General features: G+C 33.4%; 13 protein-coding genes, 1 tRNA gene and 1 pseudogene. 10 read left to right on the forward strand and 5 right to left on the reverse strand.

Features of this window, described 5'->3' with window-relative positions:
• Together ACGLWY_RS15080 and ACGLWY_RS15085 are read right to left on the reverse strand one after the other, a co-directional pair.
• A pseudogene (locus tag ACGLWY_RS15080) lies at positions 1–129 on the reverse strand (transposase); the annotation flags it as partial.
• 270 nt (positions 130–399) lie between these two features.
• A tRNA-Phe gene (locus ACGLWY_RS15085) sits at positions 400–472 on the reverse strand.
• A gap of 398 nt (positions 473–870) precedes the next feature.
• Between ACGLWY_RS15085 and ACGLWY_RS15090 the strand changes: the two genes are divergently transcribed.
• From ACGLWY_RS15090 to ACGLWY_RS15120, 7 genes are all read left to right on the forward strand, one after another.
• Positions 871–1,602 (forward strand): type III pantothenate kinase, encoded by a 732-nt coding sequence (locus tag ACGLWY_RS15090; protein ID WP_396620504.1) that lies wholly within the window; start codon positions 871–873, stop codon positions 1,600–1,602.
• A complete protein-coding gene (locus ACGLWY_RS15095) occupies positions 1,599–2,912 on the forward strand; it encodes a hypothetical protein (RefSeq protein ID WP_396620505.1) in 1,314 nt (437 codons plus the stop codon). Before ACGLWY_RS15090 ends, ACGLWY_RS15095 begins: the two co-directional genes overlap by 4 nt.
• Before the next feature lie 18 nt (positions 2,913–2,930).
• Positions 2,931–4,313 (forward strand): tetratricopeptide repeat protein, encoded by a 1,383-nt coding sequence (locus tag ACGLWY_RS15100; protein ID WP_396620506.1) that lies wholly within the window; start codon positions 2,931–2,933, stop codon positions 4,311–4,313.
• Positions 4,313–4,867 carry an LPS export ABC transporter periplasmic protein LptC gene (lptC, locus tag ACGLWY_RS15105; protein WP_396620507.1) on the forward strand — a complete coding sequence of 185 codons (555 nt, stop codon included), beginning with the start codon at positions 4,313–4,315 and terminating at the stop codon, positions 4,865–4,867. Before ACGLWY_RS15100 ends, lptC begins: the two co-directional genes overlap by 1 nt.
• Positions 4,868–5,046: 179 nt before the next feature.
• On the forward strand, positions 5,047–5,241 hold the full coding sequence (locus ACGLWY_RS15110; RefSeq protein WP_396620508.1) for a hypothetical protein: 195 nt from the start codon (positions 5,047–5,049) through the stop codon (positions 5,239–5,241).
• Positions 5,242–6,531, forward strand: coding sequence for a hemolysin family protein (locus tag ACGLWY_RS15115; protein ID WP_396620509.1), 1,290 nt, complete (start codon positions 5,242–5,244; stop codon positions 6,529–6,531).
• 371 nt (positions 6,532–6,902) lie between these two features.
• Positions 6,903–9,059 (forward strand): SurA N-terminal domain-containing protein, encoded by a 2,157-nt coding sequence (locus ACGLWY_RS15120; RefSeq protein ID WP_396620510.1) that lies wholly within the window; start codon positions 6,903–6,905, stop codon positions 9,057–9,059.
• Between the two features lie 212 nt (positions 9,060–9,271).
• On the opposite strand, the gene ACGLWY_RS15125 is transcribed toward ACGLWY_RS15120, so the two are convergent.
• Both ACGLWY_RS15125 and ACGLWY_RS15130 read right to left on the reverse strand, forming a co-directional pair.
• Positions 9,272–10,195, reverse strand: a complete 924-nt coding sequence (locus ACGLWY_RS15125; RefSeq protein ID WP_396620511.1) for a GYDIA family GHMP kinase — start codon at positions 10,193–10,195, stop codon at positions 9,272–9,274.
• Positions 10,196–10,198: 3 nt separating this feature from the next.
• The gene (locus tag ACGLWY_RS15130) at positions 10,199–11,527 is read right to left on the reverse strand and encodes a hydroxymethylglutaryl-CoA reductase, degradative (RefSeq protein ID WP_396620512.1); all 1,329 of its coding nucleotides are present in this window, start codon (positions 11,525–11,527) and stop codon (positions 10,199–10,201) included.
• 215 nt (positions 11,528–11,742) lie between these two features.
• Between ACGLWY_RS15130 and ACGLWY_RS15135 the strand changes: the two genes are divergently transcribed.
• The 3 genes from ACGLWY_RS15135 (at position 11,743) to ACGLWY_RS15145 (ending at position 15,668) form a co-directional block, all read left to right on the forward strand.
• Entirely contained in the window at positions 11,743–13,284 is a 1,542-nt protein-coding gene (locus ACGLWY_RS15135) for a peptide MFS transporter (protein ID WP_396620513.1), read from the forward strand.
• Positions 13,285–13,289: 5 nt separating this feature from the next.
• Positions 13,290–15,032: a peptide MFS transporter gene (locus tag ACGLWY_RS15140; RefSeq protein WP_396620514.1), complete on the forward strand. Its 1,743-nt coding sequence runs from the start codon at positions 13,290–13,292 to the stop codon at positions 15,030–15,032.
• A gap of 87 nt (positions 15,033–15,119) precedes the next feature.
• Positions 15,120–15,668 (forward strand): thioredoxin family protein, encoded by a 549-nt coding sequence (locus ACGLWY_RS15145; RefSeq protein WP_396620515.1) that lies wholly within the window; start codon positions 15,120–15,122, stop codon positions 15,666–15,668.
• Positions 15,669–15,809: 141 nt separating this feature from the next.
• Here ACGLWY_RS15145 and ACGLWY_RS15150 read toward each other — a convergent pair whose 3' ends face one another.
• Positions 15,810–17,849: a ComEC/Rec2 family competence protein gene (locus tag ACGLWY_RS15150; RefSeq protein ID WP_396620516.1), complete on the reverse strand. Its 2,040-nt coding sequence runs from the start codon at positions 17,847–17,849 to the stop codon at positions 15,810–15,812.
• Between the last annotated feature and the right edge of the window lie 3 nt (positions 17,850–17,852).

Here is a 17,852-nt window from a genome sequence, read left to right on the forward strand (position 1 = left end):
TGGTTAATCTAAAAAGAAAAAATTCTACATTTTTAACCCCTCTAAACTGCGCTCTAAAGGCTTTAATTTTGTATTAAAAGATTCAGCCGACGCATTTGTGCTTCTGTTAAGGAAATAATTAAGGATTGACCTGTAATTTATCGAAATGGTGTTTGCAATGGTGTAGCCTTCCTTAGTATGACTGGTAATATCAAAATGGTAACTAATAGTTCTGGTAATAGTAATTTAAGTAGGTCTAAAGATAAATGCAAGGTTTTGTCTTTTTCTGCAAAAAGATTATTCCTTTTTTATTTACTCAACAACTTTTGACTTGATCCATCCTCCTTGAGTTCCTTAAAACAAGTCTTAATATTAATCAAAAAAAAATCCCGTAAACAATAAAGTTTCGGGATTTTTTTGTGGTACCTCCAGGAATCGAACCAGGGACACAAGGATTTTCAGTCCTTTGCTCTACCAACTGAGCTAAGGTACCTCGCCAAAGCGGTTGCAAATATATATCGATTTTTGTTATTCGGCAAGAGAAATTTGTAAAAAATGCATCTTCTTTTGTCTTTTTTTATTTTGTACGATGCATGTGTTTTATAATCAATATAATGAAGTGATTTGATTTTTTTGTTTGTAAGCGAAACTACCCTTTACGCAAGCTGGCTCGTTCACTAAAATAACCCATCGGGTTATTTTTACGCTCCGCCCTGTTTTATAATGAAGTCTTTTTTATGTCACATAGCAGAGCTACGGGACTTAAAAAAGGCAAAATTAGGAGACAAAATGTGGATTTTACAGGTAAAAGAAAAAGTTTAAATCACTTCAATAAGTTAAAAGGAATTGTTGTTGTTTTTCATTTTGTAAATTTGGACTTTAATAAGTATTATGAATTTAATAATTGACGTAGGAAATTCTTTTGTGAAATTAGCTATTTTTGATGGCGACCATATTGAGCATAAAGAAGTCGTTGAGCTAAATTTGATTTTAGAACGCATAAAAGCCATTGACTACACGTATAAACATATTAAGGAAGCTATCGTTTCTTCGGTCGGTAAATTAAGTAAAACGGATATTAACCTGATAGGAGAGCGTTTTGATTTATTGATTTTAAATTCTGAAACAAAATTGCCTTATGCAAGTCTTTATAAAACACCCGGAACTTTAGGGGTTGACCGAATAGCCCTTGTAAGTGCTTCTGTTAAAAGCTATCCAGATAGCAATGTACTTATTATTGACGCTGGGACGTGTATCACTTACGATTTTATAAACAATAAAAATGAATATCTTGGAGGGGCTATTTCTCCTGGTTTACGTATGCGGTATAAATCGTTGAATAATTTAACGGCTAATTTACCGTTATTAGATACGGAATTACCAAATAATATTATTGGAAATTCAACAGAAGCATCCATACATTCAGGTGTGGTTTATGGTGTTTTAAAAGAAATAGACGGAGTTATAGAGGCATACAAAGCAAATTATTCAGATTTAACAGTTATTTTAACAGGAGGCGATAGTAATTTCTTGTCTAAACAATTAAAAAGTAGCATATTTGCGACTCCTAATTTTCTTTTAGAGGGACTGAACTTTATTTTACAATTTAATTCAAACGAATGATTAAAAAACTTGTATTAGTTTTTATTGCAGTTTTTGCAATTAATAGTTATGGACAAGAGGGCACTGCCTCACCTTATTCCTTTTATGGTATAGGTAGTTTAAAATTTAAAGGTACAGTCGAGAACCGAAGTATGGGAGGTTTAAGCATTTATACCGATAGTATACATATTAATTTGAGAAATCCTGCATCGTACGCTGGAAAGAATCTTGACATGTTGGGAGGTGAAAGCAGACCCGTAAAATTTACTGTAGGAGGCACCTATTCGGATATAAAATTAAAGAGTAACTCAGGAAGTGCAAAAGCTAGCTCAACCACATTTGATTATTTAGCATTATCTATACCAATGGGAAAATTTGGTTTTGGTTTTGGCTTGTTGCCTTATACATCTGTGGGGTATAAATTGGAATCTTTGGATGATAATTATACCGATGGTAGAATATCAAATAAGTTTAAAGGTGAAGGCGGACTAAACAAAGCATTTTTAGGTTTTGGTTATCAAATTACCGATGAATTAAGTGTTGGTATTGATGCACAATATAATTTTGGAAACATTCAAAACAGTAATATAGCGTTTACTTATGATGATGATGGCAATTCTGCACAATATCAAACTAGAGAAAACAATAGATCTGATTTAAGCGGTTTGAATGTGAACTTAGGGTTGTCTTATAAAACCATGATAGGTAGTGATTTAGAGCTTGTTACTGGTGCTACATATACTCCTCAAAGCAATCTTTCTTCAAAAAATGAAAGATCTGTTTCTGCAATTATAGTTTCATCTACTGGAACCGAAACGGCTGTTAATACCATTGAAATCGATTTGGAATCTTTAGGATTGTTGGAAACCGATTTGGTGTTGCCATCCAAATTCTCAATAGGAGCTGGTATTGGCAAACCAAGAAAATGGTTTGTAGGTATAGAATCTGAATATCAAAAAACCAGCAATTTTTCAAATGATTTGTACACAAGTACAGCTGTTAAATACGAAAATGCAGCATCAGTCTCTATAGGAGGGTTTTATATTCCTCAATACAATTCATTTACAAGTTACTTAAAACGCGCAGTTTATAGAGCAGGATTGCACTATGAAAATACAGGATTAAACATAGAAAACGAATCCATAAACGAGTTTGGCATATCTTTTGGAGTAGGTTTACCAGTTGGTAGTTTTTTCTCTAATGCCAACTTAGGTTTAGAACTTGGAAAAAGAGGAACAACAAACAGTAATTTAATACAAGAGAATTTTATAAATTTCCAAATAAGTTTATCTTTGAACGATAGATGGTTCCAGAAAAGGAAATATGACTAACAGCGTAACATTATTATCATGAAAACAAAAATTACATTATTATTAGCAGCGTTATTTATTGGTTTAAATATAGGATTTGCACAGCAAGATGAAGAGTGTATGACAAAACTTTCTATATTCCACGAATATGTGAAGGCTAAAAACTATGATGCAGCATATGAGCCATGGATGACCGTAAGAAACAAATGTCCTAAATTTAATAATGCAATATATGTTGACGGAGAGAAAATATTAACCGACAAAATTGACAACGCTACTGGGGCAGATAAAGCTACTTACTTAAACGATTTAATAAAGCTTTGGGAAGAAAGAGGCGAGCATTTTTCCAGTAAAACTCCAAAAGGAGAATATGGCGCAAAAGCTTGTCAATTAATGTACGATAATAGAGAAGTATTAAATAAAACAAACGAAGAATTGTATGCATGTTTTGATGCCGTATACCAAGCAGATAAAGCCACATTTACACACCCACAAAGTTTATATACTTATTTTTCTTTGATGGTAGATTTATTTGATGCTGGAAAAAAACCTGCGGAAGATTTATTTAATAAATACGATGATATTGTAGAGAAAGTTGAAGATGAAGTGAAAAACTACTCTGAGAGCTTAAACGTACTTATTGAAAAAGAAGAAGCTGGTACCGAATTAACAAGTAAAGAAGGGCAATACAAAGCTTATTACGAAAGTTATTTAGAAGCTTATGACCAAATATCTGCAGGTGTAGATGAAAAAATGGGAACTAGAGCAAATTGCGAAATTTTAATTCCATTATATCAAAAGGGTTTTGAAGAAAACAAAACAGATGCTGAATGGTTACAAAGTGCAATGAATATGATGTATCAAAAAGAATGCACTGACGATCCATTGTTTGTGAAAATCGTTGAACAAAAAAACTCTATAGCTCCAGATGCAAATACTGCCTTTTATGTAGGCATACTTAAAGACAAACAAGGTAAATCAAACGAAGCTATTTCTTTTTACAAACAAGCAATTGATTTAGAAACAGATAATTTTAAAAAATCTAATCTTAATAACAAAATTGCATTAAAACTAAAAGCTAAAGGCAGCTATTCACAAGCAAGAACGTTCTTTAGAGAAGCTTTAAGATTAAACCCATCGAATGGACGTCCTTACTTATTTATTGCAGCTATGTATGCCGCAAGTGCTAACGATTGTGGCGACACTAACTTTAACAAAAGAGCTGTGTATTGGTTAGCAGCCGAAGAAGCTCAAAAAGCTGCACGAGTGGATTCTAAATTATCAGGTTCCGCAGCACAATCTGCGGCAAGCTATATGGCTAAGGCGCCTTCAAAAGCGGAGATATTTAGTGCTGGTAATTCTGGAGAAGTAATAAAAATTGGTTGTTGGATTGGTGCCTCGGTTACAGTTCCAAAAATGTAATGAAAAAAGTAAGTTTATATAAAATATTAAACATAGTCACCATATTTTTGGTGACTATGTTTTTTTCATGTAACGACAGTTTTGACCAAGTTCAAAAAATAGGGATCTCTGAGAATGAGCCCATTGGAGTTGCTGAAAACATTAATTTAAAACATACCGATTCGGGTAGAGTTACAGCTAACCTTTTAAGTCCTAAAATGCTGGATTTTACTAATCGAAACTTTCCTTATAGAGAATTTCCAGAAGGTATTACCCTAAACTTATTTGACGAACAAAATAAAAAAAGTGTAGTAGTAGCCGATTTTGCTATTGTTTATGATCAAACCGATCTTTTAGACTTGCAAGGAAACGTTGTTATTACAACCAGCGATCATAGGGTTTTAGAAACTGAACAGTTGTTTTACGACCAGAAGAAGGAATGGTTGTTTACCAATAAACCGGTAACATTTAAAACCGAAACCGATATTATAAATGGTAACGGTTTCGATTCTAATTCCAAATTCACCAATGCCGAAGTACTAGAAGTTACAGGTATTATTACTGTAGAAGACTAATTTTATTCAAGTTAATTTAAAAATCGCTATTCTTCAATTTTAATTATCTTTACAAACAAAACGAACACATGTAACATCCATGTCAAAGTCTTTTCTCCCAAGGGAATGATTGTGTAAGGATGTACCAAGCCTGTGCTGAGCGCAGTCGAAGCATAACCGCTAAAAAATAAAATATACACATGAAATATTCTAAAATTTTCCAATACGCCTATTTGGTTTTTGCTGTACTGTTTATTTATGATGGCATTACAAAATGGAATGACGGCACCAACAGTGCTTATATTTCACTTGGATTGGCTGCGTTAGCTATCTTTATGTATTTCTTTAGAAGAAAGTTTGCTAAAAAATATGATAATACCAATAATTCAAAATAAATGAGTATTGATGTCATTATCATCATTCTATCATTAATACTTTCAGCCTTTTTTTCGGGCATGGAGATAGCCTATATATCTTCAAACAAAATTCATATAGAGATTGAGAAAAAGCAAGAAGGTATTTTATCAAAAATTTTAACCAAACTAACCGCAAAACCCTCAAAATTTATTGCAACCATGCTTATTGGTAACAATATCGCTTTGGTTATTTATGGGTTTTTTATGGGGGATTTGTTGGTAGCTTGGTTTAAATCCATGGTGCCAACATCTTATGGTTTTTTAGACCTGATGCTAACCGATTTTAGTTTATTGACACAAACCGTAATTTCTACGCTCGTTATTTTAATTACTGCTGAATTTTTTCCTAAAGTGTTTTTTCAAATATATGCCAACTCTCTAATAAAAGCACTGGCAATTCCTGCTTATGGATTTTATATTGTGTTTAGTTTTATTTCAGATTTTGTTATTTGGATTTCAGATTTTGTTCTGAAACATATTTTTAAAACTGAAGGGGACCAAATACAATTGGCATTCACAAAGGTGGAATTGGGTAACTATATTAGTGAGCAAATGGAATCGGTAGAGGCGCATGATTATGTAGATTCCGAAATACAGATTTTTCAGAATGCTTTGGAGTTTTCCGAAGTTAAAGCCCGAGAAGTTATGGTGCCTCGAACTGAAATAACAGCTATAGAAATTAACGATTCCATTAAATCACTCAATGCTCTTTTTACCAAAACAGGTTTTACCAAAATTTTGGTTTATAAGGATACTATCGATGATATTTTAGGTTATGTACACTCTTTTGAACTGTTTAAAAAACCTAAAAACATTAAAGCCATGATGCTTCCTGTAGAATATGTTCCGGAAACCGTGCTGATTAAAGACGTACTCAGTGTGCTTATAAAAAAGCGAAAAAGCATTGCGATTGTTTTAGATGAATATGGCGGGACTTCAGGTGTTATGACGGTTGAAGATATTGTTGAGGAATTGTTTGGGGAAATTGAAGACGAACATGATACAGTCGATTTAATTGAAGAAAAACGGGATGATGGCACCTACACATTTTCCGCACGATTGGAAGTCGATTATATTAATGAAACCTATAAGCTAAACCTTCCGGAAAGCGAAAATTATGAAACTTTAGGAGGTTTGATTGTAAATCATACCGAAGAAATTCCGGCACAAAACGATGTTGTGAAAATCGACACTTTTGGTTTTACGATTTTAGAAGTATCAAACACCAAAATCGATCTTGTAGAGCTTAAACTTTTAAACGAAGATTAGCGGTAGTTTTCAATCAAAATTGCAGTAATTTTTCTTAACCCAGATTATGCTATAGAACTTTGTGATGAGGGCTGAAAGACCAATAAAAGAAGTGATTTCACCGACTGAATCATGGCATCGCTATGGTGAAGGAAGGAAATCAAGCGCAGCACCTTGTTTTACAGGTATTTCAGTCTGTAATAAATTTTCTATTGTATAATCTGGGTTTGATAAAAAAACAATCAACTTTACAGCAAACAAATGCCTAATAACACTTTTATTATTAAATAGAAAATAGTATTTTCGCCCACGATATTTTGTCAAGTAACAATTGGCAACCAACTTAACAAGCTAAATCTTAACAACAGATTTTTTTAAAAAAATAATTTCAAATGGCAGTTTTAAATAAGATAAGACAACGTTCACTATTTTTAATCATCGTCATAGCATTGGCGTTATTTGCTTTTGTATTAGCAGATTTATTTAAGAGTGGTAGTGCGTTTTCATCAGGGCCCCAAAATATTGTTGCGACCGTAAACGGAAAAGACATTACCCGTGAAGACTTTATGCAAAAAGTAGAAGCAGCACAACGTCAAGCAGGACCAAACGCTTCTAATACACAGGTTATCAACCAGGTTTTCGAACAGGAAGTAAGACAAGCCGTTATGGAAAGCCAATTTGAAAAATTAGGTATTTCTATTGAAAAAGACCAAATGAGAGATGCTTTAAAAAAGGCATTGGGTACGAGTCCTGAGTTTTTAAATGAAGCAGGTTTGTTTGATGAAAACAAATTAAATGAATTTATAGCTAATTTAAAAGAAATATCACCTAACCCTAGTTTTATTGCAGGTCAGCCCATAACTTACTCCGATTGGGTTAACTACGAAAAATCTATTGCTGCAAACACTTTGCAACAAAGCTATTTTAACATGGTTAGGGCTGGTTTAACAGCGACACTTAAAGAAGGCGAGTTAGAACATAAATTAGAAGGTAATAAAGTTGATATTCAATATGTTCAAATTCCTTATTCTTCAATTGAAGATGATAAAGTACAAGTTTCAACTTCTGATATTTCTGACTATATAAACAAACACAAAAAACAATTTGAAGTAAAAGAGTCCAGAGATATTAAGTTTGTACAATTTAATGAGGTCGCTTCTGAAGTAGATGAAAATGCCATTAAAGCAGATTTACAAGCGCTTTTAAAAGATAAAGTAGAGTACAACGATGTTTCAAAAGCAGAAGAAACAGTTGTTGGGTTTTTAAATACAATCAATAACGAAAGCTTTGTTAATAGTAATTCAGACATTAAGTTCGACAAGCGTTTTGTTTTTAAATCGGCATTGCCTTCTGAAGTTGCCGATAGTATTTTTAAATTGGATGCAGGTCAAATTTATGGCCCCTATAAAGATAATGGGTACTATAAAGTTTCTAAAGTAGTAGCCGTTAAACAAGTCCCGGATTCTGCAAAAGTAAGACACGTTTTAATTCCATTTATTGGTTCTCAAAGTGCAGGTCCAGAAGTTACGCAAACGGAAGCGGAAGCTAAAGCAACTGCCGATAGTTTATTAGCGGTTATAAAAGGAGACCGTAGCAAGTTTCCAGAATTGGTAACTTCGTTTTCATCAGATCAAGGAAGCGTTCAAAATGAAGGACGTTACGATTGGCATCCTTATAATTCTATGGTGCCAGAATTCAATGATTTTGAGTTTGAAGGTAAGGTAGGTGATTTAGGTGTGGTAAAAACCATCTTCGGTTTTCATATTATAGAAATTGAAGGTCAAAAAGAAAGAAAAAGAGCTTTGCAAATAGCAACACTCGCAAGAAAAATAGAACCATCTGAAGCGACTGTTGATAAGATATTTAGAGATGCTTCTAATTTTGAAATCGCTGTTGATAAAAAAGATTTTGAAGCGGCTGCTAAAGAAAAAAGTTATACTGTACGTCCTGTAAATGGCGTAAGGATTTTAGATGAAAATATACCTGGAGTTGGAAGCCAAAGACCTATAGTGCGTTGGGCTTTTGAAGACAATGCAAATGTAGGTGATGTGAAGCGTTTTAATATACCTAATGGATACGTTATTGCACAATTGGTAGCGAAACATGAAGAAGGACTGATGTCTGTTGAAGATGCCAAAGCTACGGTTATGCCAATTGTTCGTAATGAAAAGAAAGCAGCATTAATTAGAAGCCAAGTATCTGCAACGACATTAGAAGCGTTGGCGAAAGCTCAAAATACTACCGTGAAATCGGCATCAGCAGTTAATATGAAAAACCCAATGATTACAGGCTCAGGAAGAGAGCCTTTAGTAGTTGGTGCTGCCTTCGGATTGAAAGAAGGACAAACTTCTAAATTAATAGATGGTGCTAATGGTGTTTATATGATTAAAGTTACAAAAGTAACGCCAGCAGTTAAGTTAGATAGTTATCAAGCGGTAGCTAACAGAGTGGAGCAACAAAAATTAAATGTGGTCTCTTCTAAGCTTTATAACGCATTAAAAGAAGCTGCCGATATTGAAGATAACAGAGCTGAAAATCAAATTCAATAAGACTTTTCAATTAGAAGATTTTTAAAATATTTAAAAAGGAGCAAATTTAATTTGCTCCTTTTTGTTTGAACAAAGTTTTGCTTAAGATTTTATGGTCATGTGTAGAACAGGTTATGCAAATACCTGAAGACTTATGAAATTGACGATCGATTAAAAATGACACTGTTTTATTGGAATTGCAATATAAAAGTAGAGACATTTTAGGTAGCTTCTTAGTTTTTTAAAACCATATCATCATAAGGAATCACTACATCAAACCCTTTTTCTTTAAAATAAGCTGTCGGGTTTTCTTTTGAGGTTGCTAAAATAAAATCGCCGCCCCAAGCCCCTAGGCTTTTTATGCTTCCTTTAAAATCATTAAAGAAGATGGATTTTACAGTCGTTTGCTTAATCATGTTGGAAATGATCTGTTCATGTTTGTTTATTAAAGCTTCAAAATCTTCTAAGTTCTGACAATCGATAATGAGAGACGTTATGGTGTTTATACTTGAAATAACAGACACTAAATGATGCTTATTAGCGTTGTAAGTAGCAATACCATCCCGACTGTTTTGCTTTCTGTTTAAATAAACAAAATATAAGCAGTCCTTAAAGCTTGGATTAAAACTAACCGAATTTATTTCCTTAGTGTCACCTAAAGGTTGTAATTGGTAGGTTATGGGTGTATTGTTTTGCGCACAAGCAATATCATACCCACTGCCACCAAAGGTCTTTTCTAACAGTTCAAAGGCATTAACATGTGCCCATTGAGAAATATTATTAATTAAAGTTGAAGAAGTGCCCAATCCCCAATTTTTAGGGAACGTTAAATACGTAGAAATTTTAAAACCGTTTTTTGAGCTTAAAAAATCAGGATTCAGTGTTTTTGCAGCCTTTAAAATTTGAACAATCCTTTGTGAAATGGCATCGTCATGTTGAACCTGTTTCAGCATTTCACGAGTCTCTAATTCGAATGAATTTTCAAACCAACAAACCCCATTAGCATCAAAACTTTTCCAAATAAGTTTCGACTCGTTTATAAGTTCTATGTTTAACGATTGCCCAAACCTCGTAGGAACGGCAAGCGATAATGCGCCGTCAAGTACGACATATTCACCTGTAATTAAAAGTTTTCCGTTGCTGTAAAATGTCTGCATTCGTTAATCGTTAACCTTCATTCGTAAATTTTCAATAGCTTCAACTACTGCACTATGTGTTACGATATTCACTTTAAAATATTCAGTTAAGATTTCTTTTTCAATGTCTGTAGCATCAAACAGATTTAAAATATTCATTAAGTGCATCTTCATGTGCCCTTGCTGAATCCCCGTAGTGGTTAACGAGCGTAAAGCAGCAAAATTTTGGGCTAAACCAGCCACCGCTACAATCTGCATCAATTCCTTGGCTGTTGGATGGTGTAGCAACTCTAACGATAATTTCACCAAAGGGTGTAAGCCTGTAAGTCCTCCAACAGTGCCTAATGCCAATGGGATTTCCATCCAAAAGGTAAATATGCCATCTTCAATTTTTGCATGCGATAAGCTACTATAGGTTCCTTTTTGGGAAGCATAGGCATGCACACAAGCTTCAATAGCTCTAAAATCGTTGCCGGTAGCTAACACCACGGCATCAATACCATTCATAATACCTTTATTATGGGTAACAGCTCTATAGGGTTCTACTTCGGCAATCTTAACAGCTTGTACAAATTTAGTGGCGAATTCTTCGGCCGAAATATTTTTGTCCTCACTTAAATCTTCAATTTTACAGCTTACTTCAGCACGCACCAAACATTCAGGGACGTAGTTGGAAAGGATGCTCATGACTATTTGAATGATTTTTTCTTCAGCAGAAAAGGCATTAAAATTTAAAGCTTCAGTTTTAAAAGTTTTTGCTAACTGTTCTAAACAAGAATTTATAAAATTAGCACCCATAGCATCCAATGTTTCAAACGATGCATGTAATTGGTAATACCCTTTAATATCTTTGGTTTTATCACGTAGTTCAATATCTAAAATACCACCACCACGTTTTTCCATATTTTTGGTGATAGGTTTTGCATCTTCAATAAGTTGAGTCTTGATGTGATTGAAATAATTTTTGAGGGTTTCAGGATTTCCGTAATACATGAAATGTACCTGCCCAATTTTAGTGGTCGATATAACCTCTGTTTTAAAACCGCCTCTATCCATCCAGAATTTGGCAGCTTTACTTGCTGCGGCTACTACCGAACTTTCTTCAATGGCCATGGGAATAGTGTATAATTTTCCGTTTATTAGAAAATTAGGAGCAACTCCAAGCGGTAAATAATAATTGGTAATTGTGTTTTCTGTAAACTCGTCGTGAAGTTGTTGGATTTTTTCGTTAGTATTCCAATATTGTTTTAAAATACGTTTAGTATCTTCAGCATTAGAAAAGTAGGTTTCAACTATCCAATCAATTTTTTTGGATTTCGATAATTTGGAAAAACCGGAAATAGAAGCGCACATTAATTTGAGTTTAAATATAAGACAAAGATACTACATCCTTTTTTTATTTGAACCTAGCCGTATTTAATTGTTAATATCTGTGGGTTTTTAAAGAATTTTTAGTAAACTTGAAAACTTTTAGTAAAATCGCAACGATTGATTGAAATTAGCAAGATTATTTTAATGCAATAATATTTTGTCATTCAGATAATAAGATTCAAATAATTAAAATTTATATGTCAGATACTACGATAAGGAAAACAGAAGGTCAACAAATATTTGGGCATCCCAAAGGATTATTTATTTTGTTTTTTACTGAAATGTGGGAACGATTTTCGTTTTACGGAATGAAAGCACTTTTGATTTTTTATTTGACGAAATATCATTTGTTTACTGATATTGATGGTAACTTATTAATAGGAAGTTATGCTGCTTTAGTTTATGCAATTCCTGTAGTTGGTGGCTTTTTGGCCGATAGATATTTAGGTTTTAGAAAAGCCATTGTTTTTGGTGGTATCATGTTGGTTTTAGGACATGCTGGTATGGCTTATGAGGGGAATGCCGCTACTCAATCGGTAACTGGCGAGATTGTAAGGGATAATTTTGCGCTTCAAGTGTTTTATCTATCCTTGGCCTTTATCATTTTAGGTGTAGGCTTTTTAAAAGCTAATATCTCGTCTTTGGTGGGTGAATTGTATCATGAAGGCGATAAACGCAGAGATTCAGGTTTTACTATATTTTATATGGGCATAAATCTTGGTTCATTTTTGGCAACCATTATTTGTGTTTGGTTAGGAGAAACATATGGTTGGAGCTATGGATTTGGAGCAGCTGGTGTAGGTATGTTTTTTGGGTTGTTAACATTTATATCAGGTAAGAAACATTTGTTGGGAAAAGGAGAGTCTAATGTGCCAGAATTATTAAACAAAAAGACATTGGGCATTAAGAATGAATGGCTAATTTACGGATTAAGTGTATTGGGAACATTGATTGTTTGGCAAATGGTTCAAAGCCATAGTGTTGTTCAAAATTTATTAATTATTGCTGGTGCTGCGTCTTTTATTTATATAGTTTACTATGCCATTACACAATTAGATAAAGTAGCAAGAGAACGCTTAATAGCTTTGACCATATTGATAGTTTTCACTGTTATTTTTTGGGCATTGTTTGAACAGGCTTATACCTCATTAAATTTATTTGCAGATAGAATTTTAGATAGAGGCGAAATTGCCGCAGGAACATTTTTAAGCCTAAATGCACTATTCATCATTATTCTAGCTCCAGTTTTTGCTTGGTTGTGGATAAAACTTGGTAAGTATAATCCAAATACAGCAGTAAAGTTTTCTTTAGCACTTATGTTGGTAGGATTAGGTTTTGGTTCATTGGTCATGGGAATAAATGCTTCTGAAATGGGTAAAGTTGCTATTTTTTGGTTGGTGATAACATATTTTTTACATACTTGTGGAGAGTTGTGTTTATCACCTGTTGGTTTATCGGCAGTAACAAAACTTTCACCAGTAAAAATTGTTGGGTTTATGATGGGGGTTTGGTTTTTAGCCACAGCAAGCTCAGAATTTATAGCATCTGTTTTAGCCAATATAGCCTCTGTAGATACCACTAACGGAACTGCACCAGATTTAAATTTAGCAAAACAGAGTTATCTCAAACTTTTTGAATATTTATTCTATACAGGATTAGGTTTTGGAGCATTGCTTTTAATACTGTCCCCAATAATTAAAAAGTTAATGCATGGCGTAGATAAAGAATTAAATAACTAAATATTATGAGTGAGAATTCAACCGACCAATTTTTTAAAAGTACCGTTTTAGGTCATCCGTCAGGATTATTTGTATTGTTTTTTACCGAAATGTGGGAGCGTTTTTCTTATTATGGAATGCGGGCATTATTGGTTTTGTTTTTAACAGCTTCATTATTGGATGAAGGTTGGGGATGGCCACGTGAACATGCCATGGCATTATTTGGTTCTTATGTGGGGTTGGTGTATTTATCAACGATGATGGGTGGTTATTTTGCAGATAAAGTAATTGGATTTCGTTGGGCAGTTGTTGTGGGAGCTTTATTAATGACGTTAGGGCACGCTTCTATGGCAGTTGAAACTCAATGGTCAATTTATTTAGGATTAGGGCTTTTAGTAATTGGTAATGGTTTTTTTAAACCTAATATGACATCTATTGTTTCTGAAATGTACAAAGACAGACCAGAAAAAAAGGACGGTGCATACACCATTTTTTATATGGGTGTAAATGCAGGAGCGTTTTTGGGTATTTTACTTTGTGGTTATTTAGGCGAACGCGTGGGCTGGAGTATTGGGTTTGGTTTAGCGGGAATATTTATGTTTTTTGGTTTAATTCAATTTTGGTTAGCTCAAAATATTTTTGGTGATATAGGTTTGAAGCCTATAAAAGAGGATAAAAACTCAATTGAATCAAAAGATACTGATAAAAGAGTTCCATTTACTTCATGGCAATTAGGATTGATTGTACTCATGGTGGTTTTAGGATTGTTGTGGGTTTTAAATGCTCCTGCCACTACAATTTCCAATGGTAACGTGAATGTATTTTCATTTTTAGGTTCGAACGGTAATAATATAGCCATTTTAACGGCACTTGTGCTGTTCTTAATTTTGTTGGTTTACAGGTTTACACAATATTCTAAAGTTACTAGAGAAAAACTAATTGCGGTTACGTTTTTTGCGCTCCTGTCGGTTTTCTTTTGGGCTATTTTTGAACAGTCACCAGGAACTTTAACCATTTTTGCTAGGGATTATACCGATAGAACTTTAGATGGATCTTCAGCCACTATATTTAGAATTGTAAATGCGTGCATGACAATTATCCCCCTTGGAATTATTACTTGGGTTTTGTTCTTGCTTTTTAAGCAAACATTTGCCAAATATAAATGGGCGAATTTGGTTTTAAGTCTAAGTTTTGTAATCGTTTGGGGTATTGCTATTTGGATGTTATTGGATCAATTAAATGATAAAGAGCTTGAAATTCCAGCCTCTTGGTTTAGTGTTTTGAATTCCTTATTTATAATAACATTAGCTCCTTTGTTTTCAAAATGGTGGGAGAGTAAATATAATCCTTCTGCAAACGGAAAGTATGGGATTGGTATGTTTTTACTTGCGTTGGGAATGGCATGTGTTGCTTTTGGGGCTATGGGAATAGAACCAGGAGCTAAAACAGCTTCGGTAAGTATTATTTGGTTGATTTTAGTGTATTTATTTCATACCATGGGCGAATTATGTATATCTCCTGTTGGGCTTTCTTATGTAAGTAAATTGGTGCCAGCAAGAATGATTGCATTCATGTTCGGCGTTTGGTATTTAGCAATTGCCATAGGAATGAAAGGTGCAGGAGTTTTTGGTGAAAATGTTGATAAAATAGCCAATGAAAACGGAATTAGTTACTTTTTCTGGATATTGACAATCATATCTGTTATTGCTGGAATTGTTTCAATAATAATGACTCCAATAATTAAAAAACTCATGCATGGTGTTCGTTAATCGAAAATAAAGTTAAAAAATAATCAAAGTGCGCCATTTTTGGCGCATTTTTTGTAAGTTCGATATTCGTTTACAACAAAGTAAATTATGAAGAGAATAGTATATATAGTAGTTTTTGCTGTTTTAACCTCGGTTAGCAGTATAGCACAAGAAATTAATTGGGTAACACTTGATAAAGCTATAGAGCTTCAAAAGAAAAATCCTAAAAAAATAATGATGGATGTTTACACTAGTTGGTGTGGGCCTTGCAAGATGTTAGATAAAAACACTTTTCAAAACCCTGATGTTGTTAAATATGTAAACGCCAATTATTACGCTGTTAAGTTTAATGCTGAAGGAAACGATAAGATTACATACAAAAGTAAAACATTTTCAAATCCGGGATATAAACCAGAATTAGCCAGCAGACGTAATTCTTCGCACGAATTGACCCATTATTTACAAATTCAAGCATTCCCAACCATTGTTTTTATGGATGAAAAAGCGGAGGTTATTGCGCCCATTAGAGGGTATCAGTCACCTACACAATTAGAATTGTACCTGAAAATGTTTAAGGCAGATGAGCATAAAAATTTAGATACTCAAGAAAAGTTTAATACCTATTACACCGCTTTTAAACCTGAATTTAAAGGATAGTGTTTGTCAGGTTGAGGGATCTTTACAGTCTAAAAAGAACAATATAAAATGATGACGTTTAGTTTGTCAGACTGAGCTTGTCGAAGTCCCAATTTTAAAAAACCTCATTGGTAGCGCAGTCGAAACCTAAATATTTTTAAATCAATATTCAATAATAAAAGCACCCTTTTTGCTCGTTTGGTGAAAAGGGATTTTTCGTTTTTTACATACGGTTTCCCAATAAGTTACATATGATTTGTAATTGCTTCCATCGGCAATAATGTGCTTTGGTTTTATCGAGTCTATGAGCCGATTCAAATTTATTTTGGGAGATTGCCTTAATAAAACATAGTCGGGTTGAAATGATTTTATGTTGTAAATGCCTAAGCTATCAATGACTAAAACCTTTTTGTTGTTAAGTAAGTAAACCAATTGAAACGAGTCTTTTTCAATGGTTTTAATATGATTTCCAACCGTGTAATCTTTAATTATTTTATTTTTACTTTCAGTAATACTATCAAAATCTGATGCAATATGCATCTTATTGTTGAACGTGTTTCCTAAGAGAGAATGCCTGTTTTTATGGAATACAATGAATTTATTTTTTGGTCTTTCATAAGTGGTATAAATAATAGCACATTGTCCAATTAAAATAGCGATTAAAAATAACTTTAGCGAAGCATAATGTCGCTTTATATAAAATCGAATTAGAGCAATGATACATATATAAGAAACAAAAACATATAAAAGACTAAAAGGAATCTCTTTAAACAGAAACGATTCTTGTGCTGAAATCCATTCGACAAAACGGTTCATTAAACTAATAATATACCCATAAATTGTCGCTGCAAACTGAGGTAATATATTTAAAACTGCTAATAGGATTAGAAAAATTCCATAACCCAGGATAATTCCCAAAAGAGGTATGATGACTAAGTTGGATAGAAAAAATAAACTTGGAAATTGATGAAAATAATACAGACTAAGCGGAATAATACCCAATTGTGCTGAAAATGTAACAGTCAAGGTATGCCAAAGTTTATCAGGAAGCCAGTATTTGGTTTTCCATAATTTATACAATAATGGGTCGATGGAAACGATAGAAAAAACAGCCAGATAACTTAACTGAAACCCCACATCGAACAAGAACAGTGGTTTAAAAAGCAGTATAGTAAACATGGAAATTGCCAGCGTATTATAAATATTGGTAGGGCGTTTTAAATTCATGGCAATGGCAACAACACTAAACATAGTTACTGCTCTGGTTACCGAAGCCGATAACCCTGCGATTATGGCAAAGCTCCACAGGATGCTTACTATTAAAATAGCGCTTAGTAGTTTGCCATATTTAATACGTTCAATAGGTTTGGAAATATATTGTAATATCAATAAAATAATCCCAATGTGTAAACCCGAAATGGCTAAAATATGTATCGCACCAGCATTGGTGTAACTGGTATACACTTCTTCGCTAATATCCTGCCGTTGCCCTAATAAAAGGGCGTTTATAATAGCCAATTCATCTGGATTGAAATTGTAACGTTTAAGTCTTTCATTGATGTGGTTTCGTGTGTTATTGGCAATTCCAAAAAGGGTTGTTCCGTTCTGTTTTATTTTGAAAAGGGATGCTTCCGAAGTGAATAGTTGTTGATAAATATATTTTTTGTCTAAATATATTTTATAGTTGAATTGATTTGGATTTAACGGATTTATTAAATCTTTAAATGAGGTTTCTGTAATGTAAATAGCATCAACTTTTAAAGATGTGGTTAAAGAATCTTTTTGAATGTTCAATAACGATTTGCCTGAAACTTTTATATTGTCAACCTCCAATAAATCAACAACATATTTATCATAATACGAGCTTGGTTTTAAAACCTCCCGAATTCTACAAGTGATGGTTTTTAAGGAATCTTTTTCTTTTGAAAGTAGTTGGGTATAGTGCTTGGGGTGGTTTTTTTCGTTGTGAAGATTGGTTACAAGTATTCCAACCAAAATCATTGTAATAAAACTGAAAACACCAAACCAAACCGTTTTAATGAATTGTTTTTTTGCAACTAAGTAAAGTACGAGTAAGAAAACGAGGCTTATGCCTGTTAAAACCAAACTTAAATATAAAGGCATGTTAAAAAAATAGCCAATTATAATGCCTATAACAAGGCAAGCCGTTAGTTTTATTATGATAAAATTAAGTAGTCTCATGAC

It is taken from the genome of Mariniflexile sp. HMF6888 (assembly GCF_044335535.1).
GTDB lineage: Bacteria > Bacteroidota > Bacteroidia > Flavobacteriales > Flavobacteriaceae > Mariniflexile.

Excerpts from the sequence above, each read along its gene's own strand:
- ACGLWY_RS15110 (WP_396620508.1), top strand. The coding sequence starts at position 5,047 with ATGAAATATTCTAAAATTTTCCAATACGCCTATTTGGTTTTTGCTGTA.
- ACGLWY_RS15095 (WP_396620505.1), top strand. The coding sequence starts at position 1,599 with ATGATTAAAAAACTTGTATTAGTTTTTATTGCAGTTTTTGCAATTAAT.
- ACGLWY_RS15100 (WP_396620506.1), top strand. The coding sequence starts at position 2,931 with ATGAAAACAAAAATTACATTATTATTAGCAGCGTTATTTATTGGTTTA.
- lptC (WP_396620507.1), top strand. The coding sequence starts at position 4,313 with ATGAAAAAAGTAAGTTTATATAAAATATTAAACATAGTCACCATATTT.
- ACGLWY_RS15130 (WP_396620512.1), bottom strand. The coding sequence starts at position 11,527 with ATGTGCGCTTCTATTTCCGGTTTTTCCAAATTATCGAAATCCAAAAAA.
- ACGLWY_RS15090 (WP_396620504.1), top strand. The coding sequence starts at position 871 with ATGAATTTAATAATTGACGTAGGAAATTCTTTTGTGAAATTAGCTATT.
- ACGLWY_RS15115 (WP_396620509.1), top strand. The coding sequence starts at position 5,242 with ATGAGTATTGATGTCATTATCATCATTCTATCATTAATACTTTCAGCC.
- ACGLWY_RS15135 (WP_396620513.1), top strand. The coding sequence starts at position 11,743 with ATGTCAGATACTACGATAAGGAAAACAGAAGGTCAACAAATATTTGGG.
- ACGLWY_RS15140 (WP_396620514.1), top strand. The coding sequence starts at position 13,290 with ATGAGTGAGAATTCAACCGACCAATTTTTTAAAAGTACCGTTTTAGGT.
- ACGLWY_RS15145 (WP_396620515.1), top strand. The coding sequence starts at position 15,120 with ATGAAGAGAATAGTATATATAGTAGTTTTTGCTGTTTTAACCTCGGTT.
- ACGLWY_RS15150 (WP_396620516.1), bottom strand. The coding sequence starts at position 17,849 with ATGAGACTACTTAATTTTATCATAATAAAACTAACGGCTTGCCTTGTT.
- ACGLWY_RS15125 (WP_396620511.1), bottom strand. The coding sequence starts at position 10,195 with ATGCAGACATTTTACAGCAACGGAAAACTTTTAATTACAGGTGAATAT.
- ACGLWY_RS15120 (WP_396620510.1), top strand. The coding sequence starts at position 6,903 with ATGGCAGTTTTAAATAAGATAAGACAACGTTCACTATTTTTAATCATC.